A 25,094-nucleotide genomic window follows, 5' to 3' on the forward strand; every position below is an offset into this window, starting at 1 on the left:
ATGCATTAGAAAAACTAAAAGAAGACAAGCTATTTCGTTCGTATGATATTAAATCCATTGCATCAGAATTGGGTTTTAAATCCCCTGATTCCTTCTCAAGAGCCTTTAAAAACAAAACGGGCATCTATCCGTCGTATTATATTAAAAATATCAACAAAATCAATAGTTCAGAAAGTATTTAACAACCTTTAATTCGATAATAAACGGTTGTTTTACTTTGTTTTTTAACAAGCTACAACTACTTTCGATCACTCTAAAACATATTGTCATGAAGAAACAAAAAAAATTAAAATTAGGTAAAATTAGTATTGCAGGAATTAGTACATTAAACTCAATTGTAGGTGGTGCACCTGATTCAATTGTAATATGTATAACACGTGATCAAGCTTGTCTTACTGACCTCTGCAATACAGATACTGGAGGACCATGTTCAACCACTCTACACACAAGAGCGAATAGCGATTATTGTGGAGGAAACGACCCTAGTCAAGGAGGAGAGATTTGCTAATAACTTGTATTCCAAAATTATTAAAAGCGCATAAACCAAGTTTATGCGCTTTTTTTTCGGAATGCTTTTTGTGAGTTTTATTATTAACTTATAAGATCAAAACTATGAAAAAAAACAAAGTACTTAATCTAAAAAAGAATACCATTTCTAAATTTCAGTCGCTTAAACTTACAGGTGGAACAACTATCAAAACTAAAGCAGAAAGTGATTTTTGTAGCTTAAATGAACTAAGCCAGCCAGGAAAAGTTTGTTAAGACTCCCTTACATTGAACAGTATTTTAAAAGCGCATAAACCAAGTTTATGCGCTTTTTTTATCATCTCAACACATTCCCCAAAATTTGTTTTTGATGATATATATGTTTGTTATTGATTACAGTGTAAAACTATACCGAAAGATTCATGTATCCAACTAAAATAAACTACGATTCGATAATTATAGGTGAGATAATAAAGATTTTAACTATTGATTTTCAAATAATTAAACTAAAACCCATGGTAATTTTTACGCAATAAAAAAAGTGAGTCTTTCAACTCACTTTTCGTATAAATTCTTAAAAATTTTTCTTTCTAAAAATGGAATCCAAATGCACCTGTGACTCCAAATTGTCGTGCATCAATGTTATTTTTGTAATTTCCACGGAAGTTAAAGTCAATTCGGAAGACTTTAAAAATGTTACCAATTCCAAGTGAATATTCCCAATATATTTGATTGTTTGGTGCAATTCTTTCTGTAGTAATACTTCTAAACGGTAAGCTTTGAAATGCGGGTATATTCATGTCTACATTTTCCTGAGAAATACTTCCCCAAACACCTCTAATCCCCACAATTTCACGCAAATTCAGCTTTCGCAAGAATGGAATTCTCGAAAAAAGACGTCCATTAAAGTTATGTTCTACGTGTAAAGAAGTGTAAGTATCAGTTACAAATTCGTAAAAGTTTAGTTGTGAAAAGGTATTATGAATGGAAAAATACGCTTGATTTCCAGGAACAACATTTAACAAACTTAATGGCACAGTTCCAAATGTTTTTCCTGCTTCTAAAGTGGTGTATGTACGTCCAAAACCACCAACTTGAAACGGTTGCCTGTAAAACAATTGTACTCTAGAGTAATTAAAATCACTATTAAATAAACCTTCTACGCCTCTACTATAATTTAAATAAATTCGTGGAAAATCATCATTCACTATTTTTCGTTCCACACCGTGACGAATGGTTTTTCTTCCAGGTGTCATATCAATAGAAAAGTTCACTTCCGATTGTACCAATCGATCATTTATACCATTTGGTGCTTGCGGATCTATATATGACAAACTAAATGTAGTTGGCGAAGCCGATCGCATGGTTTTATAGGAACTTCCCAAACGCATGGTTATGTTTTTCCAAGGTTCCATTTGTATGGCAAATGTAGATAAATTAATATCTGTTAATCGATCACTATTTCCGCTAGCAAATAATGCTGATGAAGCAAAACTTCTTCCCAATACATTGTCATTTACTGTTAAACTTACACCAGTTTGCTCTACATCACGACGATTTCCAGCAGAAATTATCAAACGGTTTTTAGGATCTAACAACCACTTTCCTGAAATTCCATATTTAAACTTGTTGTCTCTAAAACCATAAGCGCCATAACCTTCAATTCGCCATTTATCATTAGGGCCGAAATACGTTCGTCCACCTGCACGCACACGAATTCCTTCAACATCATTGAACCCAAATGTTGAAAAAATTGGTCCGTAATCAAGATTGTATTTGTCAAATTCGACATAACCCGAAGCCAAAATTGAAGCCAAACTGTATAAACGTTTAAATTTTGGAACTGTCTTTAAAGTATCCAGCATTTTATAAACGCCTTGTTCGTCCTTATTCAACTTTTCCATTCGATTTTCTTGCCAAAAAGCATCATCACGTTCGTAAATCTCTTCGTTAAACGGATTGATCTCTTCGCTATAAAACTCTGCAGGTTTCTCTTCATCAAACACGTAATTATCATACAATGTTGTACGTTTTCCATATACACCTTTTGATTTTTCTTTTTTGTTTAAAGCAAAATCAGACAGCATATAATCACGCTTAAGCAGAAATACAGAATCATTAATTACATCGAATTCTTGTTCTATGTAAATTTCCTTTACCCAGTTAATATTGGCACTTTTACTCGCTTGAAGATTTATTTTTTTGATGGCAAATGTAGAATCGTTTACCCAAAAATCGCCTTTAAAGGTCAATTCGTTCTTACGTCGTGGATAAAATATAATATTATAACAATATTTATTGTCAATATAGGCTGTATCAGCTAATACATAATTGTAGGTGTTGATTCCTGTACGCGATAATGGACTTGTAAAACTCTTGTCAAAAAACTTTAAATAATTATCATAAATATCATAATCGGCATACAAATCTTTGATAAAAGCAGTAATGGTTTCATTGCTACTAAAACCTGAATTTTTGTTCCCTAAAAGATCTTCTTTGACTTTATTTTTTACATTATCGCCATATACTTTTGAAACGGCTTCATTGATAAAAATAGGCAAGTATGTTTTTCCTGTAACGCTGGAAGTATCTATTTCTTCAAAAATAAATTCCATGCCACGAAACAGTCTGCTTTTCATCATGGCACTATCAATCGTATTCAAGTCAAACTCTACTTTTTCATACTTATCGTAGGCATATTGTTTAAACTGATTGACTCCATTGAACCGTTTTCGCTTCCAAATTTTTCGTAAAATATCAATGGCAGGATTGTTCTTCTTAGACTGTTTCCCTGAAACGACTACAACAGCTTTTAGTTTTTCTCCTTCTTCAAGGACAATTTCCATTTTGTAGTTAATGCGCTTCTCTAACTTGATTTCTTTCGTTGTAAACCCAATAAATGAAACTATAATAACATCATATGTTTTATCTGATTCTAAATAAAAGCGTCCATCTTCATTACTAATCGTTCCTTCAATTGAATTTTTGAATACAACATTTGCAAAAGGAACAGGTTCGCCTGATTTATCTTTAATGAGTCCACTTACTTTGGTCTGCGAATATCCTGTGTAACAAATAAATAGGGCTAAAAAACAATATAGGGTAGTCTTCAAATTCTTATGTTTTAAAAAACAAAAACTTCATCAACAAACATGCCGATGAAGCTTTTTTTATGTTAAAAGTACTGTTTTACTTGTACATTACTTTTTTGACAGCTTTAATCACATCGTTGTGATTTGGTAACCATTCTTCCAATAATACTGGAGAATATGGTGCTGGCGTGTCAGCCGTATTTATTTTTTGAATTGGCGCATCTAAGTAATCAAATGCTTGTGCTTGTACTTGATATACAATTTCAGTAGACACATTTCCAAAAGGCCATGCTTCTTCCAAAATAACCAATCTATTTGTTTTCTTCACAGAAGTCAAAATGGCATCGTGATCCATTGGACGAACTGTACGCAAATCGATAATTTCACAAGAAATTCCTTCTTTTGCTAATTCGTCTGCTGCTTTGTAAGCTTCTTTGATAATTTTACCAAAAGAAACAATCGTAACATCCGTTCCTTCACGTTTTATATCTGCAACGCCTAACGGAATTGTATATTCGCCTTCAGGCACTTCTCCTTTATCTCCATACATTTGCTCAGATTCCATAAAAATAACTGGATCATTATCTCTAATGGCAGTTTTCAATAATCCTTTTGCATCATACACATTAGAAGGAACAACAACTTTTAAGCCTGGGCAATTTGCAAACCAGCTTTCAAAAGCTTGTGAATGTGTTGCTGCTAACTGTCCAGCTGAAGCTGTAGGTCCACGAAATACGATAGGAACATTTAACTGTCCGCCTGACATTTGACGCATTTTTGCGGCATTGTTGATAATTTGGTCAATCCCTACCAATGCAAAGTTAAACGTCATGAACTCAATAATTGGTCGGTTTCCGTTCATTGCCGAACCAACTCCGATTCCTGCAAAACCTAATTCTGCAATTGGCGTATCAATAATACGATCTGCTCCAAACTCATCAAGCATTCCTTTTGAAGCCTTGTAAGCTCCATTATATTCGGCAACTTCTTCTCCCATTAAATAAATGCTATCATCTGCTCGCATTTCTTCGCTCATAGCTTCGGCTACCGCTTCTCTAAACTGTATTGTTCTCATACAATTATTATTGTTTTAAAAAAGTGAAAAACAAAAATAACAATTAATTCTAAAAATGAGAATACCAAAATCAAACATTTATCAAAGTGAGTCGTTTTTGTGATTTCTTCAGTAAATCCAAGAAAATATTATGCATCTTCTTTATTTTCAGTGCTAAAAATTGTTAAAAAATCTTCTTCATACTTTTTCTACACGCAAATTAATGCAGAAATATGACCGCTTTTGAGATTTTTTACACAAATAAACGAGCTTTTGCAAAAGCATTTTATCACAAAAACTTGATAAATTAGCCTCAAACACAGTTAAATATTATTAATAATGGAAAAAAGTAGCCTGAAAATAAAAAATAATTAAAATTTATTATGCACGCACAGTATTTTTAGAGAAATTATCAGTATCTTCGTAAAAAATTTCAAAAAACACTAAAAACATATATATCAATGAAAATATTAGTATGTATTAGTCACGTGCCTGACACTACTTCAAAAATCAATTTTACAGAAGGAGATACTAAATTTGATACTACTGGTGTGCAATTTGTGATTAACCCAAATGATGAATTTGGATTAACTCGCGCCATGTGGTTCAAAGAAAAACAAGGAGCATCCGTAGACGTTATTAATGTTGGAGGAGCAGAAACTGAACCAACACTTCGCAAAGCCTTAGCTATTGGTGCAGATAAAGCAATTCGTGTAAACGCAGAAGCAACTGACGGTTTTTTTGTTGCCAAACAATTAGCCAACGTTGCAAAAGAAGGTGGTTACGATTTAGTAATTGCAGGTAGAGAATCAATTGACTACAACGGTGGAATGGTTCCTGGAATGTTAGCCGAATTAATTGATGCTAACTTTGTAAACAACTGTATCAGTCTTGAAATTGATGGAACTGACGCAAAAGCAGTTCGTGAAATTGATGGCGGAAAAGAAACTTCAACGACAGCATTACCATTAGTAATTGGTGGACAAAAAGGATTAGTTGAAGAAAGCGACTTACGTATTCCAAACATGAGAGGAATTATGATGGCGCGTAAAAAACCTTTAACAGTAGTTGATGCTACAGATGCTGGAAAAGAAACTACAGCTGTTAAATTTGAAAAACCAGCACCAAAAGGAGCGGTAAAATTAGTTGACGCTGCAAACATTGATGAATTAATTAGCTTACTTCACAATGAAGCAAAAGTGATTTAATCGAAAGACAAAATCGAATTAATGTTTCAATCATTTAATCTTTAAATCATTAAATTAAAAAAATCATGTCAGTTTTAGTATATACAGAATCAGATCAAGGAAAACTCAAAAAAGCAGCTTTTGAAGTTGCTTCCTATGCAAAAGAAGTTGCAAACCAATTAGGAACTACTGTTACAGCAGTTACTATCAATGCTGAAAACACTGCCGAATTAGGAAACTATGGTGTAGACAAAGTATTAACTGTATCAGCAGACAACTTAAAAGACTTTAACTCAAAAGCATACGCTTCGGTTTTACAACAAGCAGCACAACAAGAAGGTGCCAAAGTAGTTGTGGTAAGCTCTAGCGCAGACAGCAAAACATTAGCGCCAAGCCTAGCCGTAGGATTGCAAGCTGGTTACGCTTCAAATGTAGTTGCTGCACCAACAAATACAAGTCCGTTTACCGTAAAAAGAACCGCATTTACAAACAAAGCATTCAACTTTACAGAAATAAACTCTGATGTGAAAATTGTTGGCGTTTCTAACAATGCATTCGGATTGGTTGAAAATAGTGGTGCCGCTACAGCGGAATCGTTCTCGCCAAGTTTAGACGACTCGTTATTTGGTGTAAAAGTTGACAACGTAGACAAAGTAACTGGAAAAGTTACCATTGCAGATGCAGACGTAGTCGTTTCGGCAGGAAGAGGATTAAAAGGTCCTGAAAACTGGGGAATGGTTGAAGAATTAGCAGACGTTTTAGGTGCTGCAACAGCCTGCTCAAAACCAGTTTCTGACTTAGGATGGAGACCACACGGAGAACACGTTGGGCAAACAGGAAAGCCTGTAGCATCGAACTTATATATTGCTATCGGAATTTCTGGAGCTATTCAGCATTTAGCTGGAATCAACGCTTCGAAAGTAAAAGTTGTCATCAATACTGACCCTGAAGCTCCTTTCTTCAAAGCAGCTGATTACGGTGTTGTAGGAGATGCGTTTGAAGTTGTTCCAACACTAATCGAAAAATTGAAAGAATTTAAAGCGAATAACGCATAATTTTTTTTAAATTGTGCCCAACTAAGGGCTGTCTAAAATGGGAAATCCCTTCTTTTAGACAGCCTTTTTTTATGTTCATGCATTCACAAACAAATGAGTTTAGTAAAACTAAATATTAAAGGAATCTCTTATAGTCAAACACAAAATGGTGCATACGCGCTTATTTTGAATGAGATTGATGGAGATCGAAAACTACCTATAGTCATTGGCGCTTTCGAAGCCCAATCTATTGCCATTGCGCTCGAAAAAGAAATAAAACCACCGCGTCCACTTACACACGATCTTTTCAAAAACTTTGCAGATCGGTTTGATATTGTTGTCAAACAAGTCATAATTCACAAACTAGTTGATGGTGTTTTCTATTCGAGTATTATCTGCGAACGCGATAAAATTGAAGAAATTATTGACGCGCGAACTTCGGATGCAATTGCCTTAGCGCTTCGTTTTGACGCTCCTATTTTTACCTACAAAACAATTTTAGACAAAGCTGGTATTTTCTTAAAATTGACTTCCAAAGAAGAGGAAGAAGCTGCTGAAAAAGAAAGCATCGTAGTCGATGAATTATTTACGGAAGAAGAAGCCGAAATTGTTGAAAATAATCCTGATAATGGATTAAAATCGCTTTCACTTCAAGAATTATACAACATGTTAGATGGCGCTGTAGCAGACGAAGATTACGAAAAAGCTGCCAGACTCCGCGACGAGATTTCTAACCGAGAAAACAAAAAATAAAAACCCTTTTCATATGCGAAAATTTGTAGCAAGTATTCTTACTGTTTTCTGTGTGCTTTTTAGCGTAAATGCACAAGAAATTGACGGTACATGGAACTTTAGTAGTATTCAAAATTCGTTACAAGAAAACATCATTCCTGTTACTAAAAATGATCAATTGAAGCTTGAAGCAGGAGAATTTAGCTATCAACTTGCCGCAAAAAATAACCTAAAAGCGAGTGGAGATTATATCTACCAAAATAAATTATTGGTTTTTTATTACAATGAACCAAACGATACCATTCGTAAATACAAAATTGCCACGCTTACCGACTCTACCTTAGTATTTACAGAAAAAGGAGTTTCCTATCATTTTGAAAAAGTAAAACAAAAAGAAGAGGCACAAGTAACTGCAACGACTGATGCAACAGTTTCAAAAATAAAACCGAGTGAAGGATTTAGTACATCAAGTTTATTAAGAGGAATTCTAGGAATGTTCGTTTTGCTTGTAATTGCATTTTTATGCAGTAGCAATCGAAGAGCAATTAATTGGAAAACAGTTGGATTAGGTTTAGGTTTTCAACTTATTATTGCTATAGGCGTTTTAAAAGTAGGATTTATTAAAACAGGATTTGAACTTGTTGGAAGATTATTTATTGAAATATTAGAATACACCAAAGCAGGAAGTGAGTTTCTGTTTGGCGGAATGATGAATGTAGAATCGTTCGGATTCATATTTGCTTTTCAAGTATTACCCACAATTATCTTTTTCTCTGCACTAACATCCGTTTTATTCTATCTCGGTATCATTCAGTTCATTGTAAAAGCATTAGCCAAATTACTAACCAAATTACTCGGAATTTCTGGAGCTGAAAGTTTATCCGTTGCCGGAAATATCTTTTTAGGACAAACGGAAGCACCATTATTAATAAAAGCGTATTTAGAACGAATGACACGTTCCGAAATCTTACTCGTTATGATTGGAGGAATGGCAACTGTTGCTGGAGCCGTTTTAGCAGCATATATAGGCTTCTTAGGTGGTAACGATCCTGATTTACAATTGGTGTATGCCAAACATTTATTGGCTGCTTCCGTAATGGCAGCACCAGGAGCCATTGTGATTTCAAAAATATTATATCCACAAACAGAAAAGATTGATAATGACGTTAAAGTTTCTCAAGAAAAAATTGGTTCAAATATTTTAGATGCTATTGCTAATGGAACTACTGAAGGATTGAAACTAGCCGTAAACGTCGGAGCCATGTTATTAGTATTTGTAGCGTTTATTGCTATGTTAAATGGTATTTTGGGTGGTGTTGCAGGTTTTGATGGTATCACGATAGAATCTATGAATATTAATTGGCATTTTACATCGCTTAATGAAATTATTGCAGCAAATACACCATACGATTCGTTATCATTAGAATTTATTTTAGGATATCTCTTTGCGCCATTAATGTGGTTAATTGGTGTTGATAGTCAAGATATGTCACTCATGGGACAACTATTAGGAATCAAATTAGCTGCCAGTGAATTCATTGGATATATTCAGTTAGCTGAATTAAAAGATGCAACGAATGCTGTACATTTAACGTACAATAAATCGATTATCATGGCAACATATATGTTATGTGGTTTTGCCAACTTTGCTTCTATCGGAATTCAAATTGGTGGAATTGGCTCGCTAGCACCTGGACAACGTAAAACACTTTCCGAATTTGGTATTAAAGCACTTATCGGAGGAACCATTGCTTCTTTAATTTCTGCTACTATTGCAGGAATGCTGATTGGATAATACATACAATTTATTTAACAAAATATAAAAGCACATTTTCCATTAAAAGAATAGAAAATGTGCTTTTTCTGTGTAAAAAAACTATAAAAAAGTTTCTAGCTCAAATAAAAAATAGTAAATTGTCGTTTCAAAACGAAACATTGCATGAACAAGATAGCGACACATACCAAGTTTGAAAAATCTACAGCTGACTTTTATAAAATCTTAGATGAAATTATTCAACCAGATATTGATAATTTCGTCCCTATTCCAAAAATTAAAAACAAAGCTGCATCCGTTGGCGAACAAATTATCATGTATACGAGTTCTAAAACTGCTTCAACGCATGCCTCACATACAAAAATACCTGAAATAGGTTCTACTCGTAGAAAAAAAGAAACTGCTGAGCTTTATTTCTCGTATTCCGCTATTGATACGATTACTTCTGCTCGAAGTGGTGTAAAATTCAACGATTTCAAAAAAGTCTATGATTTAATGCAATTGTCCAATACTAAATGGGCAGAAATTATTGGCGTTAGCGAACGTACCATGCAAAGTATTTTAAAAGACAAGAAAAATTTAGATCAAAATAAATCTGAGAAACTTTTGTCATTTTTAACTTTAATAGAATACGCCTTAAATGTGTTAGAAAGTAAAGAAAATGTAGAAGAATGGCTTGGTTATAAATCGCCTGCATTACAAGGAAAATCGCCTATTGATTATGTTGATACATTTCAAGGTATTACCATGCTGCGTGAACAATTATTCAAAATTGACTCAGGTAACTTGGTATGATAGTTTATAGAGTTTGCGGTTCTAAATACGCGAATGACATTTCAGGTGAAAGTTCAAAAAGACAACGAAGTAATCGCTGGAATTCCTTTGGAACTCCTATGCTATACACTTCTGACAGTCCAGCTTTGTGTGCTGTAGAAATACATCAATATCTTCCTCCTTCTTTTATTCCAAAAAACTATTCATTGCTTCAAATTGAAGTTCCTGATGTTGAACATTTGCTGGTTGAAGACACATTTTTTAAGGACGAACAATGGATTGATCAACTATTAGTTACACAGAAATTCGGAGACTTTTTTATTGAAAAGAACGAACATTTAGTGATGAAAGTTCCTTCGGCTATGATTTCTTCTTGTTTTAATTATTTAATCAATCCGATGCATAAAGATTTTAATAAGGTAATCATCACAAATACTAAGACGTTTCCAATGGAAGGAAAGTTATTCAAAAAGTAAAGAAAATTGTAATTTTTTACGGTTGATAACCTATTGATAAAATACAAATGCTTTGGTTCAAAATCAACGTGTTTTTTTTATTTTTACACCCTACAAAAATTGTATCGCATCATAAAAAAGAAATCAACATGAGACAATATTTAGACCTCGTAAAGCATGTGCTGGAAAACGGAAATGAAAAAGGAGATCGTACAGGAACGGGAACAAAAAGTGTATTTGGATATCAAATGCGTTTTGACTTGAATGAAGGTTTCCCAATGGTAACGACGAAAAAATTACACCTAAAATCGATTATTCATGAGTTATTGTGGTTTATTAAAGGCGATACGAATGTAAAATATTTACAAGAAAACGGTGTACGTATTTGGAATGAATGGGCAGACGAAAATGGCGATTTGGGTCCTGTATATGGACATCAATGGCGTAACTGGAATAGCGAGAGCATTGACCAATTGTCAGAAGTTATTGAAACGCTCAAAAACAATCCAAATAGTAGACGTATGTTAGTTTCCGCTTGGAATCCGAGTGTGTTGCCAAATACAAAAGTGTCTTTTAGCGAAAATGTTGCCAATGGAAAAGCTGCGTTACCGCCATGTCATGCATTTTTTCAATTTTATGTAGCTGACGGCAAATTATCCTGCCAATTGTATCAACGAAGTGCTGATGTATTTTTAGGTGTTCCTTTTAATATTGCTTCCTATGCGTTACTAACCATGATGATGGCAAAAGTATGTGGCTACGAATATGGCGATTTTGTTCATACTTTTGGCGATGCACATATTTATAGCAATCATTTTGAACAAGTAGAATTGCAATTGACAAGAGAGCCTTATCCATTACCAACCATGAAAATAAATCCTGAAATCAAGAGTATTTTCGATTTTAAATTTGAAGACTTTGAGTTGGTAAACTATCAACATCATCCACGAATTAAAGGTGCAGTCGCTATTTAAATTAACTTTCTCACATCATATTATATGACGTATAAAAACGTATGTATCGGAGTACTTTTTTTCTTTACAACATTTGTAATTTCTCAAAATAAAGAGAAAAAAACATCGTTTAGTGCTGAAGTAATCACCGTAGAAGGTTGTCAATTTGAAGAAGATGTCTATCAATGTTCTACCGAAAAGTTGCAACGCGCTACATTTCAATTCTTACAACCCGCTGATGTACTCAATGTGGCAAAAATTACTGAAAAAGATACAATTTTGGTCAATGTGAGTCTTACTACAAATAAAAGTGGAGAAATTCTTGAAAAAGATTCTTTCTTAAATTTTTATGAAAGTGAAATGAAGCCTTTAGCTGTTGAAGTTACAACGCCAATAGAAGAATTTGAAATTGAATTGGCATCTGTGTCTAAAAAGCAAAATGGTTACATCTCAAAACATTTATTTCTTAAAATAGATCGAGAAAATAATGTATTTATTCCATTGTATGATTATGTTCCGAAACGAATTCCATTTAGTGGTCCTGAAGTTGGAGTTATTTATCCTGGATGTAGTAGTGCAAAAACAAATGAAGAACGAAAGCGTTGCATGTCTACAAAAATCTCGCAATTTATAGCAAAGCGATTCAATACAAGACTCGGTAAAAAGTTAGGTTTAGATGGTGTTCAGCGAATTTACGTAGTTTTTAAAATTAATTTACAAGGAAAACCTGTTGACATACGTGCACGCGGTCCACATCCAAGATTGGAAAAAGAAGCGATTCGAATTATCAAAAAACTTCCTAAAATGATTCCGGCTACTATTGAAAATATTCCTATAAGCGTAGCGTATACACTTCCAATTGTTTTTACTGTACGAGGAAAACGTTCCAATTGAAAAGGTAGATGATGCAGTATTCTACGAAAAATATATGCTAAAAAATCATTTTAAATTACAAGTGTATTTACAAGAATGATTCGTAACTTACTATTTCAAGGAATTTGAATATGATATTATTAGATTTCAATAAAAACTACATTTTAGATAATGGTTTTGTGCAATTGCGTCCGCTAACTATGGACGATTTTAAACACCTACTTCCCTATTCGTTAAACGAAGCCGAATTGTGGAAATATTCCCTAACACCTGCAGATGGCGAAGAAAATTTAAGAAATTATATGCAATTGGCAATTCAAGCCCGAATTGACAAAAAAGCATATCCTTTTATTGTGTATGACAAACGGTTTAACACCTATGCAGGTTGCACACGTTTTTATGATTTTCAACAAGAACACCAAGCCGTTTCCTTAGGTTATACATGGTATGGAAAAGAATTTCACGGTACTGGATTGAACAAAAATTGCAAATTTTTACTACTTCAATTCGCATTTGAACATATGAAAGTGCAACGTTTAGAGTTTAGAGCAGATGCAAACAATAAACGTAGTATTGCAGCCATGAAAAGTATTGGTTGCAAAGAAGAAGGTATTTTGCGGAGTAATTGCCTTTCTCCAGAAGGAAGACGCGACAGTATTGTGCTCAGTATTTTAAAGCACGAATGGTTTAGTCGTGTAAAAAGAGAACTTGCTAAAAAATTATAAAAACAACACCTCAACTATACGTGTAAGATGTTGTTTTCATATTCCTAGAAAAGACTATAAACTTAACACGCCGTTTTCAGCAGCTGCAAAATCATTCCATTTGTAAGCATCTGCTTGCTCGTCATTTTTATAAGCGCCATCGACTACATATCTAAATTCGTATTCGCTGCCCTTTTCTAAATCTACCGTTCCTTTAAACGTTCCGTTTTTTAACTTTTTTAAGCTGGTAGCTTCTGTATTCCATTCATTAAAATTTCCTACTACAGAAACTGAATCTGCTTCTTTTGCCGCAACGCTGAATGTAACTTTACATACAGGTTTGCTTTTTAAATATTGCTTCTTAATTGCCATAATTTCAAGTGTTTGTTAAATTCAAATGTATAGAAGAAATTTCCACTGACAAATGAATGATTTCACAAAAATGAAAGAATTATCATTTTGACAAAAAACACAATTCAAAATCAAAAAGAAATCAAAAAAAAGCAGCTTTAATTAACAGATATTCAATGGCATTTTAACAGGTTTTCTTCCTGATTTTCAACGACATCGTTTTCGTTATTTTTCAAAAATCGTACAAAAACACAACATACGTTCATCTAAAAAAGTTGCATTTCATGGTAAAAATTCATCTTTTCGTATCAACAGAATGTAGTATTCAAAAAAGAAAAGTATCTTTAGGGTATTAAAATTATAAAGTGATGAAAAAATTTATTATTCCTATTCTATTTTGTTTAATTGCACATGTTGGTTTTGCACAAAAAGCAACAAATACATCTCTAGCAAAAGTATCAGCAAATGGAACTGTTCATTATAGCTTAATAGACAAAGCGCCAACATTGGAAGGTTGTGAGAATATTTCCGACGCAAAACAACAAAATACATGTACTGAGGAAAAAATTCAAGCATATATTCAGAAGAATTTTACGGCATCCATTGCAAGATCGATTTCTGCAAATAGAAATATTGCTGGAAACAAAATATATGTTCGCTTCATTGTAAACAAGCAAGGAGTTGCAGAAAATGTAGGTGTGCGTGTATCAAACGAACAAATGAAAGCAGAAGTAGAACGAATTTTAGCAACATTGCCTAAATTTTCAATAGGAATGCATCAAGGAAAAGCTGTAAAAACTTCATTTACTTTTTGGCTTCAAGCAGATACATTGTTAAGAAATGCTGCAAAATAAAAAACTGAATACTTATGTTCGGTAAGAAAAAGAAACCTACCACTCAAATTGATCAAGAACAATTAGCGCTTATTGAAACGGCTCAAAAACGTATCAAACAAAAAAAGCAATTATACTATCACTTGGTCATCTTCATTATTGGCTCTGCATTTTTAGTGCTTTTAAATGTTGTTTTAGGATATGGACAAGATGTTAAGTTATTCAATACGGACTGGTTTGTCTGGGCAGTATTGGCTTGGTTGTTCCTATTTTTATTTCATGTGTTTAATGTATTTATTACAAACAAATTCATGGGGAAAGATTGGGAAGCCGCACAATTGGAAAAATTGGTTGCCAAGCAAGAATATCGCATTGAAAAACTAAAACAACAATTTTTACTACAAGAGACTGAAATTGCGAAAGCAAAAGCAAAAAAAGAAATTGCCAACGCACCAAAACCCATCACAGACCGACAAAATGTATCTCTAATTGTTGCGGCGGCTGAAAATAATGTCATCGGAAAAGACAATGATCTTATTTGGCATTTAAGCAACGACTTAAAACGATTTAAGCAACTCACTTCTGGTCACTACATTATTATGGGACGCAAAACGTTTGAAAGCTTCCCGAAACCACTTCCAAATCGTACGCATATTGTTATTACACGACAAGAAGACTACAAAGTTCCTGTGGGAGTTATTGTTGTTGACTCAATTCAAAAAGCGATAGAAATTGCTACAGCAAATGACAATGAACCTTTTGTCATTGGTGGTGGAGAAATATACAAACAAGCACTTCCGTTTGTAACAAAAATTGAATTAACGCGTGTACATCATGAATTTGAAGGCGACACCTACTTTCCTGAAATTAATTTAGACATATGGAAAGAAGTTGCCAATACTTTCCACACAAAAGATGAAAAACACGAATACGAGTTCTCTTTTATTACCTATGAGAGAATCTAAAAACGATTAATATCTACTTTAATGAACATCCTTATTTTCTTAAAAAGAAAAATAACAGTTTGCGTTATTTTAATAAGCCTATTTGTAGGTGAAAATCTATACAGTCAAAACAAATGGATAGCTTTTTCTCAAAGTGTTGAGATAAAAACTGATAAAAAATTAAAATTCAGACTTACGGGTTCTGTGAAAGTAAAAAATAAAGGAGACATAACTTGGGCTTCTCTTTGGGCTAGAGTGGACAACAGTAATGAAGAAATTGGTTTTTTCGACAACATGGGAGATCGTCCTGTTACTTCCAACAAATGGGCTACATATACAATAGATGGATATATCGATAAACATTCGGAAGATTTGGTGTTTGGAGGAATCTGTAGTTCTAACGGAACATTTTATTTTGATGATTTTAAACTTTTTATAGAAAATATGAATACTGGAGAGTTAGAAGAAATAGAAATTTCCAATGCTAATTTTGAGAATACTCCTAAAAGCTTAAAACTAACTGGATGGTCTTTTCGATCTGACAAAATTAGCACCAACTTTAAGGAAGGTTTTGCTTTTGATTTGGTAAAAGATGATGCTCAAAAAGGATATTCATTACATATAGAAGGGAAAAATATCAAAGTTGACAGGGAAAGTATAATTGGTACACGTGAAGGATATACTCCACAAATAGGTACATTAGTTTCAATGCTTAATAACTTAAGTGATCGTGTAGAACGTGTCGTTAAAAATTTAAATCAAAAACAAATAGATCATTTACATGATGAAAAAGCAAACTCTATTGGTGCTTTAATTATGCATTTGGCTGCTGCCGAGAAAATTTACCAATTATATACGTTTGAAAACAGAGGTTTCAATGAAGAAGAGGAAAAATTTTGGGGACCTGCATTAAATCTTGATGATGCAGGTAGAGAAACGTACACAAACCATGATGTTGAGTACTATCTGAAAATTTACAAAGAAGTAAGAGCTGTAACTCTTGAAGAACTAAAAAAACGAGATGATGATTGGCTCAACAAAATTAATCCTGCATATGAATCTAACAATCACTATTATTGGTTTCATGTTATGGAGCATCAGTCTAGCCACTTAGGACAAATATTATTTTTAAAGAAGAGAATTCCTGAAGAGTTAAGCATCGATTTAAACAAAAAAAAGAAGATAGATTAATCTTAAAAAGCAGATTAAATAGCTTGGCAACAAAGATTCTATAGAATTGTTTATTTTTGCCAAACAATTCTAACAAAAATGACTACTTCTTTTATTAGAAGAAACAAAATACATACACATGAAAGCATATATATTTCCAGGACAAGGCGCACAATTTACAGGAATGGGATTGGATCTGTATGAAAAATCAGATGTAGCACAACATCTTTTTGAAGATGCAAATGACATTCTAGGATTTCACATAACAGACATCATGTTCGAAGGTACTGCGGAAGATTTAAAACAAACCAAAGTTACCCAACCAGCCATCTTTTTACATTCTGTAATTTTAAGTAAAGTATTAGGCGAAGGTTTTCAGCCAGAAATGGTTGCTGGACACTCTTTAGGAGAACTGTCTGCTTTGGTTGCCAACGGAACATTAACGTTTGAAGACGGTTTAAAATTAGTCTCACAACGTGCATTAGCCATGCAAAAAGCTTGCGAAGCACAACAAAGTACTATGGCAGCCGTTTTAGGATTAGACAATGAAGTGGTTGAAAAAGTATGTGAAGAAACTCCTGGAATTGTGGTAGCAGCAAACTATAACTGTCCAGGACAAATTGTAATTTCAGGAGAAATTGACGCCATAAACGCAGCTTGTGAAACCTTAAAAGAAGCTGGCGCTAGAAGAGCGTTGGTATTGCCTGTTGGTGGTGCTTTTCACTCGCCATTGATGGAACCTGCACGTGAAGAGTTAGCAGCAGCAATTGAAAACACACTATTTAATACTCCTAATTGTCCAATATATCAAAATGTGACAACTACGGCGGTGACGGATGCATCCGAAATTAAGAAGAATTTAATTTCACAATTAACGGCACCTGTAAAGTGGACACAATCAATACAGCAAATGATTACTGACGGAGCTACTTCATTTACAGAAGTAGGTCCTGGGAAAGTATTGCAAGGATTATTGCGTAAAATTGATCGTTCGGTAGCAGCACAAAGTGCTACTTTTGGTGACGAATAAAACAAATTAAAAAATTGCTATGAAAATTTCTAGAACCTTCCGAATGTTGTTGATTTTCGGACTTATTCTGATGAATGTTGGTTGCGATCAGGTTTCTAAATCCGTAGCACGAACGCACATCAGTACTGGCGAACATATTTCGGTACTTGGGGAATATGTGACATTGACAAAAACTGAAAATAAAGGTGCTTTTTTAGGATTTTTATCTACATTGGAAAATCCAATACTAAGAGCAATACTTTTAATATTGCTTCCAGTTGCAGTATTATTTTTTATTTTACGAATGATCATCGTCAACACAGATTTAGATAAATACATGATTTTTGGATTGTGCTGTATTATTGGTGGCGGAATCGGCAATTTGTACGATCGTATTTTATACAGTTCAGTAACTGATTTTATGTATATTGATTTGGGCGGAATTTTTAAAACAGGAATTTTTAACATGGCGGACGTTTCCGTGATGCTTGGAACAGGGTTTCTCATTCTGTCCTTTGTCAAACGAAAAGAAGTTTCGATATCATAAATTATAAAAGCGACTGCCTGAAAAGCTAAATTTTCGTCAAATTGAACTTGATTCAATTTCTCATAACCATTGAAAATCAATACAATGATACTCAGAATTGATGCTGAATCAAGTTCAGCACATATTCAGAATGACGCTTTTTTTATACTTATTAGACAGCCGCTTTCTTTTGGCTTCCATTTTTTACTTTTCTACAAATAGCTTATAGAGGAACACTTTCACATTCACTAGGAAGTGCACCATTCATATCTCTTGATGTATGTGGTTGGTGAGTTTGACAATCAATCGCATCCGTTAATGCGTCTTTTGGACAAAACCAAGTATATCCTGGTAAACCGCCTTTAATTGTTAAATTAGAAATTGACTTTTTGTTTAATGTCAAACTGGTTAACTGCCTTTTTTTCATTGTTTGTAGTTTATAGATTTATAATTTATTTGCATCTAAACTATGAAAGAATACGACATGTAATGAAAGTCAATTGCTGAAAAGGAAGTTTGAATTGCTAAACTGTAACTCAAACAGCAATTTCTCATATGCTACACTAAATCAAAATGTTAACTACGGTATTCCCATAAACAATTGTCATTCTGTTTTTATATTTTGAAAGTATTATAAACCAAAATACTTTTAATCATGAAAAAAAGAAGCACTAAATCGTTGAAACTTCGCAAAAATTCTATTTCACATTTAAACCATGATCAAATACATGGTGGTCAACTTATACAAATTACAAAAATTAATGTCTGCGGCTCACAAATTGACGCTTGTCCGTCTGCGCTTAGTTGTACGTTTTTCCCAACATGTCAGACATTAAACAATACATGTCCAACATTTAATTACGTATGCCAATCATTGGTAGAATGTCCGATATAAACAACTTAGATAAGTATAAAAAATTAACGAATTGTTCTTTTCATTCAATGAAGAGTTTCCAATAATTTACGGTATTCCCGTACTTATATCGTAGTTGATTTTTATAATTTAATACTTGCAATAAACTTAAAACATTATAAATTATGAAAAAAAGAAGTGTAAAATCATTAAAACTTGGCAAAAGTTCAGTTTCCAAATTAGGAAATCAACAAATTAAAGGAGGAACTTTACAAACAACTTCCGTAATTATTACAAAAACAGGTTGTACCTCATTTATTGATGCTTGTCCTACAGCTTGGTGTCCACCAACAGTAGATCCAAAAACATGTCCTTTTCCATATTAAGAATTGTTTACCAAAATCTGTTTGAAATGAAAGTTGAACTATTATAAACCAGCTTTGCGCCAAATGGATTTGATACATTTTTACAAACATTCCTATAAATTTTAAAAATATAAAATCATGAAAAAAAGAAATGTAAAATCATTAAAGCTTCGTAAAAATTCTATTTCTAATCTGGAAAACAGAAAGCTTACAGGTGGTCTAAAATTAACAGATACGTGTACGTCTGTTGTTGATAATTGTCCGTCTGCTTGGGTTTGTCCAACCGACATTCCGTTTCTTTGCAATCTTCCTTTTTAGGAAAAGAAATTGATAAGAAAAAGAGGAGCAAATGTATATTTGTTCCTCTTTTTTTTATAGAAAAATGTACGTGTTTAGTGCGAATCAATTCTCCTAGTCTTCATCACAAATACTATATTTTTTTCATTATATCAATACCTTTGATGATCTCTTTGTTTACCGTTAGTATAGTACCTAGACTAATATCGATCGTTAAAAACAGGTATTTTTACCGAGATATGTTTGATAAATTATCTATACATTTGAAAACTAACCAAATACTAATCATTATGAAGAATTTATTTTTTAAAGGCTTATCGCTCGTCTTAGTTTTAGCGTTTGTTACGGTTTCCTGCGAAGAAAAAAAAGAGAAAGGAAAATATACAACGACAACTGATGATGTAGAAACCGCTTCGGCGCAACTTGTTATGAACACTCCCATAAACACTAAACTTCCTGCCGATGTATTACAATCGTGTACAGTAAGTAGTTCAGATTTTAGTTCTTGGTTTGCTTCTGCAACTGTTTCTAAGGATGGTGCTGTAAATGCTGCCAATTCTGTAACTGCCGTACATGAAAATAATTGTGATTTTTACAAATGGTCTGAACAAATGTTTTTGTGGGTTACGTCCCCAAATACCTCAGGCGATTATAGTAGTGGAACTGTGATGGAATCAAGTAGCTTTTATACCGTATCTACCGTTAATAACGATACACGTACGTTAATACCTCATGAAACAGGAAAACTCATAACTGCAGTAGCTAATGCTCAAAAAAATGACAGACTGTTTGCTGATACGGAAGAAGGACAAGCTACAGATGATGTATTGATGGCTCAAAATGGTTCACTTATTTATTATATAAGTATGGTAAATGATGTGTATGCGCAATACTTGAATGGTGTTGCAAATAGTGGAGGAAGCGTAAGTGGAAGCGAATTCCCTACAACTCAAGATCAACTAAATACAATTATTGATTTTGCAAAAACACAAGGAATTACGGTAAAAGATCCTAATACCTTAACAATGGAAATTAAAACTTCGTGGGTAGATGCCAGTGAATTAACGAATGTTAGTGATTATATTACCATGAATGCTATTGTTCCGACATATGATACAAGTGATGATATGAAATGGGTTCCAAATGGTTCAGCGCAAAAAAAGTTAGCGATGATAGGAATCCATATTGTAGGAACCATTGATGGACATCCTGAAATGGTTTGGGCAACTTTTGAACATGTCAATAATGCACCTAATTTGGAATATACATATTTAGATACATCAAGTACTACGAAAACACAACCAGCGGATACTGGAAATGATTGGTTATTGAATGGCGATAGCGCAAGTGCAACCTACAATCAATCACATATGAAGTATTGTAATGAAAACGAATTAAAAGCAAAGAGTTGTGATGAACTTAATACTATTTTTGCAAGTTCAGGCAATACTATTAGCGCAAGTAATACCAAAATGACAAAACCTTGGGGAGTTGCTAATGAAGGCGCGCCTAATCCTGAAAATAGTTCTCCAGCTGCATCGAACAGTGAAGTAATTTCTATGAATAATAGTGTTTTAGGAAAATTAGCTGAAGGTGATTTACGTAAAAACTACATTTTTATTGGAGCTACTTGGACAGATAGCGGAGCAGCACCAACTGGAGAAAGTTATTCTACAGCAAATTCAGGTTCTGGTGTGGCTATAGGAACGAGTCAATTAGCAAATAGCACTATGGAAACGTATGCACAAAACGGCGCTGGATATGCGCAATATGGAAGCTGTTTTAGTTGTCACTCAAATTTTTCTAGCCCAGGTTTAACGCCTTCGGACTTAAGTCACATATATGCAGAATTACTAAAAGGAGAAACTAAATAATAATTTTTATTTTGAAGTAAATTTTTAAATACATAAAAAAGGCGGTCTAAAAAGCTAAATTTTCGTCAAGCCGAACTTGATTCGGTTTCTCAAAATCATTGAAAATCAGTGTAATGAGATTCTGAATTGAATTCAGAATGACGCTTTTGTATACTTTTTAGACCGCCTTTTTACTTATTTTATTGCTTATATATTTTTCCGTCTTTCATCACAAATACGACATTTTCCATCGTGTTGATGTTCTGCGTAGGATCGTCATTAACAGCAACAATATCAGCTAAAAATCCTGCTTTTAACTTTCCTAGTTCATCTTCCATTCCTAGAATTTTTGCATTCGTTACCGTTGCAGATTGAATGGTTTCCATAGCTGGCATTCCAGCTTCTACCATAAAACCAAATTCTTTTCCATTGAGTCCATGTTCATATACTCCAGCGTCCGTTCCAAAAGCGATTCCAACACCTTTTTTGTAAGCTTTGGCAAATGTTCCTTGAATTTTAGGTCCAACTTCTAACGCTTTTGGTACAATGATATCTGGATAATACCCTTTTATTTTTGCTTTTGCAGCCACTTCTTTTCCTGCGGTAATGGTTGGAACTAAATACGCATCATATTTTTTCATGAGTTCCATCGTTTCGTCACTCATTAAAGTTCCATGCTCAATGGTTTTTACACCACCAATAATAGCGCGTTGCATGCCTTCATCTCCATGTGCGTGCGCTGCAATATGCATTCCATAATCTTTTGCAGTTTCACAAATCACTTTGATTTCTTCTACTGTAAATTGTGGATTGCTTCCACTTTTCGCAACACTTAACACGCCACCAGTAGCCGTAATTTTAATGACATCAGCACCATTTTTATAACGTTGACGCACTGCTTTTTTTGCATCACTTACATTGTTTACCACACCTTCTTTTGGTCCTGGATCGCCAATAATTTCTTTTCGGTTTCCATTGGTTGGATCAGCGTGTCCACCAGTTGTAGCTAGTGCTTTTCCTGCGGTAAAAATTCGTGGACCAACTATTTTTCCTTGCGCAATAGCATTTCGCAATGATATATTGATTCCTGTTCCTCCCAAATCGCGCACAGTAGTAAAACCTGCTTGTAACGTTGCGTTTGCAAAACCAACGGATCGAAATGCTACATCGGCATCATTTAAGGTATATTTTTCTATGTATGCTTTCGGATTGGTTTCACTTTCAATATGAACGTGCATGTCTATTAATCCTGGCATGACCGTTTTCGATTTTAAATCGATAACAATAGCTGTTGAATTTTCAGGATTTACATACCCATTTTGAATTCGTGTAATCTTGTTTCCAGAAACAACAATTGTTTTTTCCGTGAGTACTTTTCCATTTTCTGTATCAATGATTTTCCCACAATGAATATATGTCTCTTGTGCCAATGCAATGGTAGAACACATTATTCCTAGGAATAGTATGAGTAGTTTTTTCATCTAATTGTATTTATGGTTGTTATTTGGTTTTTCGTATTTTCTGTTCCCATTGCCAAGCGGAAAGCATAGCTTCATCAAGTGTGGAAGTAGCTTTCCAACCTAGAATTGTATTTGCTTTTGTCGTATCTGCATATGCAGAAATTACATCTCCTTCTCTCCTATCTACTATTTTATAGTTTAATTTTTGCTGGCTTACACGCTCAAAACTTTCAATAACTTCTAATACAGAACTTCCTGTTCCTGTTCCGATATTGAATACTTCAAAAGACGTTTCATGCTGTTCATTTAGTAACCTTTTTAAAGCAATTACATGCGCTTTCGCGAGATCAACCACGTGAATGTAATCACGAATACAGGTTCCATCTTCCGTTGGATAATCGTTTCCAAAAACCGCTAATTGTTTTCGTAAACCAATTGCCGTTTGTGTGATAAAAGGTACCAAGTTTTGCGGAACACCATCTGGCAATTCGCCAATAGCAACACTTGCATGTGCGCCAATTGGATTGAAGTATCGCAAAGAAATTACTTGTAAACCTTTGGCAATTTTGGCAGTGTCTTGCAATATTTCTTCTCCGATTTGTTTGGTATTCCCGTAAGGAGAAAATGCTTGTTGAATTGGCGCATTTTCCGAAATCGGCATTTTTTCGGCTTGACCGTATACCGTACACGAAGAACTAAAAATGAACGCAATATTTTCTTGATGCTGAATTTGCTGTAATACCGTTACCAACGTAGAAATATTGTTTTCATAATATAACAACGGATTTTCAACACTTTCGCCAACCGCTTTACTTGCTGCAAAGTGAATGATTCCTGCGATATTTTGATGTTTTTGAAAGAATGAAATTGTAGCTTGTTTGTCGCGTAAATCTAATTCTTCAAACTCGGGACGAATTCCTGTTATGCTTTCTATTCCATCTAAAACTTTTACCGAAGCATTTGATAAGTTATCGATAATGATGACTTCAAATCCTGCCGTTTGTAACTCTACAACTGTATGAGAACCAATGTATCCTAATCCGCCAGTTACTAATATCTTTTTCAAACTTATCTGATTTAGGGTTTTTAGGTGTTGGCTGTTAAAAGTTTCTTTTATGTATGAATTATCCGTTTACGAAATCTAAGATTGTTTTTGTGATAAATGCTATTTGATCATCTTCCAATTCGGTATGCATTGGCAATGATATTACTTCCTTTACCAATTGATTCGTCACAGGGAAATCTGCTTCATTGTAACGTTCGTCTTTGTATGCTTTTTGCGCATGTAACGGAATTGGATAGTATACGCCACAAGGAATTCCATTGTCGTTTAAATGCTTCACCAACGCATCTCTATCCACATCAACAACACGTAAAGTATATTGATGAAATACATGACAGTTGCATCCAGTACAGATAGGATTTTCGCATGATTTCGAGATTTGTGGTGTCACAATTTTATCGTTTCCAGCAAACGCTGTATTGTATTTGCGAGCTGCATTTTGACGAGCTGCATTGTATGCGTCTAAGTTGGGAAGTTTTGCACGTAATATAGTTGCTTGGATAGAATCTAATCGAGAATTTACACCAACTACATCATGATGGTAACGTTTGTACATTCCGTGATTTACAATTCCTCTGATGGTATGTGCTAAATCGTCATCGTTGGTAAAGATAGCACCGCCATCGCCGTAACAACCTAAGTTTTTTGAAGGAAAGAATGAAGTTGAAGCTACATGACCAATTCCACCTGCTTTTTTGACACTTCCATCAGCAAATGTATAGCTTGCGCCAATCGCCTGCGCGTTATCTTCAATGACGTATAAGTTGTGTTCTTTGGCAATTTCTTGAATGGCATCCATATTGGCACATTGTCCAAATAAATGTACAGGAACAATGGCTTTTGTTTTTGGTGTGATCGCGTTACGAATGGCAGCTGGATCAATGTTGAACGAATCTTTTTCCACATCCACTAACACAGGAGTTAATTGCAATAATGCGATTACCTCAACGGTAGCAGCAAAAGTAAAATCGGCAGTAATGACTTCATCGCCTGGTTTTAGTCCAAGTCCCATCATCGCAATTTGCAATGCGTCAGTTCCGTTGGCACATGGAATTACGTGTTTTACGTCTAAATATGCTTCTAATTCTTTTTGAAATGCGTGTACTTCAGGTCCGTTTATGAATGCAGATGACTCAATTACATCTAATACGGATTGATCAACTTGGTCTTTTATTTTTGCGTATTGACCTTTTAGGTCGACCATTTGGATTTTCTTCATTCGTATCTTTCTTTTGTTCTAACAATATTACAA

Annotated in this window: 27 protein-coding genes; 20 read left to right on the forward strand and 7 right to left on the reverse strand. The window is 34.1% G+C overall.

Translation table 11 applies throughout. From position 1 onward, the window contains the following. The 3 genes from AA089_RS00860 to AA089_RS24450 form a co-directional block, all read left to right on the forward strand. On the forward strand, window positions 1–182 hold a 182-nt coding region (locus tag AA089_RS00860; protein WP_046755024.1), incomplete at its 5' end, for a helix-turn-helix domain-containing protein. A gap of 86 nt (window positions 183–268) precedes the next feature. Continuing rightward, window positions 269–508 (forward strand): hypothetical protein, encoded by a 240-nt coding sequence (locus AA089_RS00865; RefSeq protein WP_046755025.1) that lies wholly within the window; start codon window positions 269–271, stop codon window positions 506–508. 104 nt (window positions 509–612) lie between these two features. Next, a complete protein-coding gene (locus tag AA089_RS24450) occupies window positions 613–762 on the forward strand; it encodes a hypothetical protein (RefSeq protein WP_156168851.1) in 150 nt (49 codons plus the stop codon). A gap of 314 nt (window positions 763–1,076) precedes the next feature. Here AA089_RS24450 and AA089_RS00870 read toward each other — a convergent pair whose 3' ends face one another. Both AA089_RS00870 and AA089_RS00875 read right to left on the reverse strand, forming a co-directional pair. Continuing rightward, window positions 1,077–3,599, reverse strand: a complete 2,523-nt coding sequence (locus tag AA089_RS00870; protein WP_046755026.1) for a DUF5686 family protein — start codon at window positions 3,597–3,599, stop codon at window positions 1,077–1,079. A gap of 76 nt (window positions 3,600–3,675) precedes the next feature. Then, entirely contained in the window at window positions 3,676–4,653 is a 978-nt protein-coding gene (locus AA089_RS00875) for a pyruvate dehydrogenase complex E1 component subunit beta (protein ID WP_046755027.1), read from the reverse strand. Window positions 4,654–5,093: 440 nt separating this feature from the next. On the opposite strand from AA089_RS00875, the gene AA089_RS00880 reads away from it, so the two are divergent. The 9 genes from AA089_RS00880 to AA089_RS00920 all read left to right on the forward strand — a co-directional run bounded on the left by AA089_RS00880 (window position 5,094) and on the right by AA089_RS00920 (window position 13,139). Next, window positions 5,094–5,840, forward strand: a complete 747-nt coding sequence (locus AA089_RS00880; RefSeq protein ID WP_046755028.1) for an electron transfer flavoprotein subunit beta/FixA family protein — start codon at window positions 5,094–5,096, stop codon at window positions 5,838–5,840. Between the two features lie 65 nt (window positions 5,841–5,905). Beyond that, on the forward strand, window positions 5,906–6,874 hold the full coding sequence (locus AA089_RS00885) for an electron transfer flavoprotein subunit alpha/FixB family protein (RefSeq protein WP_046755029.1): 969 nt from the start codon (window positions 5,906–5,908) through the stop codon (window positions 6,872–6,874). 93 nt (window positions 6,875–6,967) lie between these two features. Then, complete coding sequence (locus tag AA089_RS00890) at window positions 6,968–7,606, forward strand: bifunctional nuclease family protein (RefSeq protein ID WP_046755030.1); 639 nt, start codon at window positions 6,968–6,970, stop codon at window positions 7,604–7,606. A gap of 13 nt (window positions 7,607–7,619) precedes the next feature. Then, on the forward strand, window positions 7,620–9,380 hold the full coding sequence (locus tag AA089_RS00895) for a nucleoside transporter C-terminal domain-containing protein (RefSeq protein WP_046755031.1): 1,761 nt from the start codon (window positions 7,620–7,622) through the stop codon (window positions 9,378–9,380). Window positions 9,381–9,524: 144 nt separating this feature from the next. Beyond that, window positions 9,525–10,154 (forward strand): antitoxin Xre-like helix-turn-helix domain-containing protein, encoded by a 630-nt coding sequence (locus AA089_RS23395; protein WP_053002147.1) that lies wholly within the window; start codon window positions 9,525–9,527, stop codon window positions 10,152–10,154. After that, window positions 10,151–10,609 (forward strand): RES family NAD+ phosphorylase, encoded by a 459-nt coding sequence (locus tag AA089_RS00905; RefSeq protein WP_046755032.1) that lies wholly within the window; start codon window positions 10,151–10,153, stop codon window positions 10,607–10,609. The genes AA089_RS23395 and AA089_RS00905 overlap by 4 nt, the downstream gene beginning before the upstream one ends. 128 nt (window positions 10,610–10,737) lie before the next feature. Next, on the forward strand, window positions 10,738–11,562 hold the full coding sequence (locus tag AA089_RS00910) for a thymidylate synthase (protein ID WP_046755193.1): 825 nt from the start codon (window positions 10,738–10,740) through the stop codon (window positions 11,560–11,562). A 24-nt stretch (window positions 11,563–11,586) separates the two neighbouring features. Beyond that, window positions 11,587–12,435, forward strand: coding sequence for an energy transducer TonB (locus AA089_RS23400; protein WP_053002148.1), 849 nt, complete (start codon window positions 11,587–11,589; stop codon window positions 12,433–12,435). A gap of 110 nt (window positions 12,436–12,545) precedes the next feature. Next, complete coding sequence (locus AA089_RS00920; protein ID WP_046755033.1) at window positions 12,546–13,139, forward strand: GNAT family N-acetyltransferase; 594 nt, start codon at window positions 12,546–12,548, stop codon at window positions 13,137–13,139. Window positions 13,140–13,193: 54 nt separating this feature from the next. Here the strand turns inward: AA089_RS00920 and AA089_RS00925 are convergent, their stop codons facing one another. Continuing rightward, window positions 13,194–13,490, reverse strand: a complete 297-nt coding sequence (locus AA089_RS00925; RefSeq protein ID WP_046755034.1) for an isoamylase early set domain-containing protein — start codon at window positions 13,488–13,490, stop codon at window positions 13,194–13,196. A 347-nt stretch (window positions 13,491–13,837) separates the two neighbouring features. Between AA089_RS00925 and AA089_RS00930 the strand changes: the two genes are divergently transcribed. From AA089_RS00930 to lspA, 5 genes are all read left to right on the forward strand, one after another. After that, a complete protein-coding gene (locus AA089_RS00930; RefSeq protein ID WP_046755035.1) occupies window positions 13,838–14,323 on the forward strand; it encodes a hypothetical protein in 486 nt (161 codons plus the stop codon). 14 nt (window positions 14,324–14,337) lie between these two features. After that, window positions 14,338–15,267, forward strand: a complete 930-nt coding sequence (locus AA089_RS24145) for a dihydrofolate reductase (protein WP_046755036.1) — start codon at window positions 14,338–14,340, stop codon at window positions 15,265–15,267. Window positions 15,268–15,288: 21 nt separating this feature from the next. After that, window positions 15,289–16,437 carry a DinB family protein gene (locus tag AA089_RS00940; protein WP_046755037.1) on the forward strand — a complete coding sequence of 383 codons (1,149 nt, stop codon included), beginning with the start codon at window positions 15,289–15,291 and terminating at the stop codon, window positions 16,435–16,437. A 118-nt stretch (window positions 16,438–16,555) separates the two neighbouring features. After that, window positions 16,556–17,446 carry an ACP S-malonyltransferase gene (fabD, locus tag AA089_RS00945; protein WP_046755038.1) on the forward strand — a complete coding sequence of 297 codons (891 nt, stop codon included), beginning with the start codon at window positions 16,556–16,558 and terminating at the stop codon, window positions 17,444–17,446. A gap of 19 nt (window positions 17,447–17,465) precedes the next feature. Continuing rightward, on the forward strand, window positions 17,466–17,972 hold the full coding sequence (gene lspA / locus AA089_RS00950) for a signal peptidase II (RefSeq protein ID WP_046755039.1): 507 nt from the start codon (window positions 17,466–17,468) through the stop codon (window positions 17,970–17,972). Window positions 17,973–18,174: 202 nt separating this feature from the next. Here lspA and AA089_RS00955 read toward each other — a convergent pair whose 3' ends face one another. Next, window positions 18,175–18,378, reverse strand: a complete 204-nt coding sequence (locus AA089_RS00955; RefSeq protein ID WP_156168852.1) for a hypothetical protein — start codon at window positions 18,376–18,378, stop codon at window positions 18,175–18,177. Window positions 18,379–18,989: 611 nt separating this feature from the next. On the opposite strand from AA089_RS00955, the gene AA089_RS00960 reads away from it, so the two are divergent. The 3 genes from AA089_RS00960 (at window position 18,990) to AA089_RS00970 (ending at window position 21,340) form a co-directional block, all read left to right on the forward strand. Further along, window positions 18,990–19,190, forward strand: coding sequence for a hypothetical protein (locus AA089_RS00960; protein WP_046755041.1), 201 nt, complete (start codon window positions 18,990–18,992; stop codon window positions 19,188–19,190). Window positions 19,191–19,307: 117 nt separating this feature from the next. Then, complete coding sequence (locus AA089_RS00965; RefSeq protein WP_046755042.1) at window positions 19,308–19,487, forward strand: hypothetical protein; 180 nt, start codon at window positions 19,308–19,310, stop codon at window positions 19,485–19,487. A 269-nt stretch (window positions 19,488–19,756) separates the two neighbouring features. Further along, on the forward strand, window positions 19,757–21,340 hold the full coding sequence (locus AA089_RS00970; RefSeq protein ID WP_046755043.1) for a hypothetical protein: 1,584 nt from the start codon (window positions 19,757–19,759) through the stop codon (window positions 21,338–21,340). Between the two features lie 179 nt (window positions 21,341–21,519). On the opposite strand, the gene AA089_RS00975 is transcribed toward AA089_RS00970, so the two are convergent. The 3 genes from AA089_RS00975 to AA089_RS00985 are packed head-to-tail and all read right to left on the reverse strand — an operon-like array spanning window position 21,520 to window position 25,061. Further along, window positions 21,520–22,800 (reverse strand): metal-dependent hydrolase family protein, encoded by a 1,281-nt coding sequence (locus AA089_RS00975; protein ID WP_046755044.1) that lies wholly within the window; start codon window positions 22,798–22,800, stop codon window positions 21,520–21,522. A 19-nt stretch (window positions 22,801–22,819) separates the two neighbouring features. Further along, entirely contained in the window at window positions 22,820–23,845 is a 1,026-nt protein-coding gene (gene galE / locus AA089_RS00980; protein ID WP_046755045.1) for a UDP-glucose 4-epimerase GalE, read from the reverse strand. A 58-nt stretch (window positions 23,846–23,903) separates the two neighbouring features. Next, window positions 23,904–25,061, reverse strand: a complete 1,158-nt coding sequence (locus AA089_RS00985; protein ID WP_046755046.1) for a DegT/DnrJ/EryC1/StrS family aminotransferase — start codon at window positions 25,059–25,061, stop codon at window positions 23,904–23,906. Window positions 25,062–25,094: the final 33 nt, after the last annotated feature.

It is taken from the genome of Kordia jejudonensis, from assembly GCF_001005315.1.
Classification (GTDB): Bacteria; Bacteroidota; Bacteroidia; order Flavobacteriales; family Flavobacteriaceae; genus Kordia; species Kordia jejudonensis.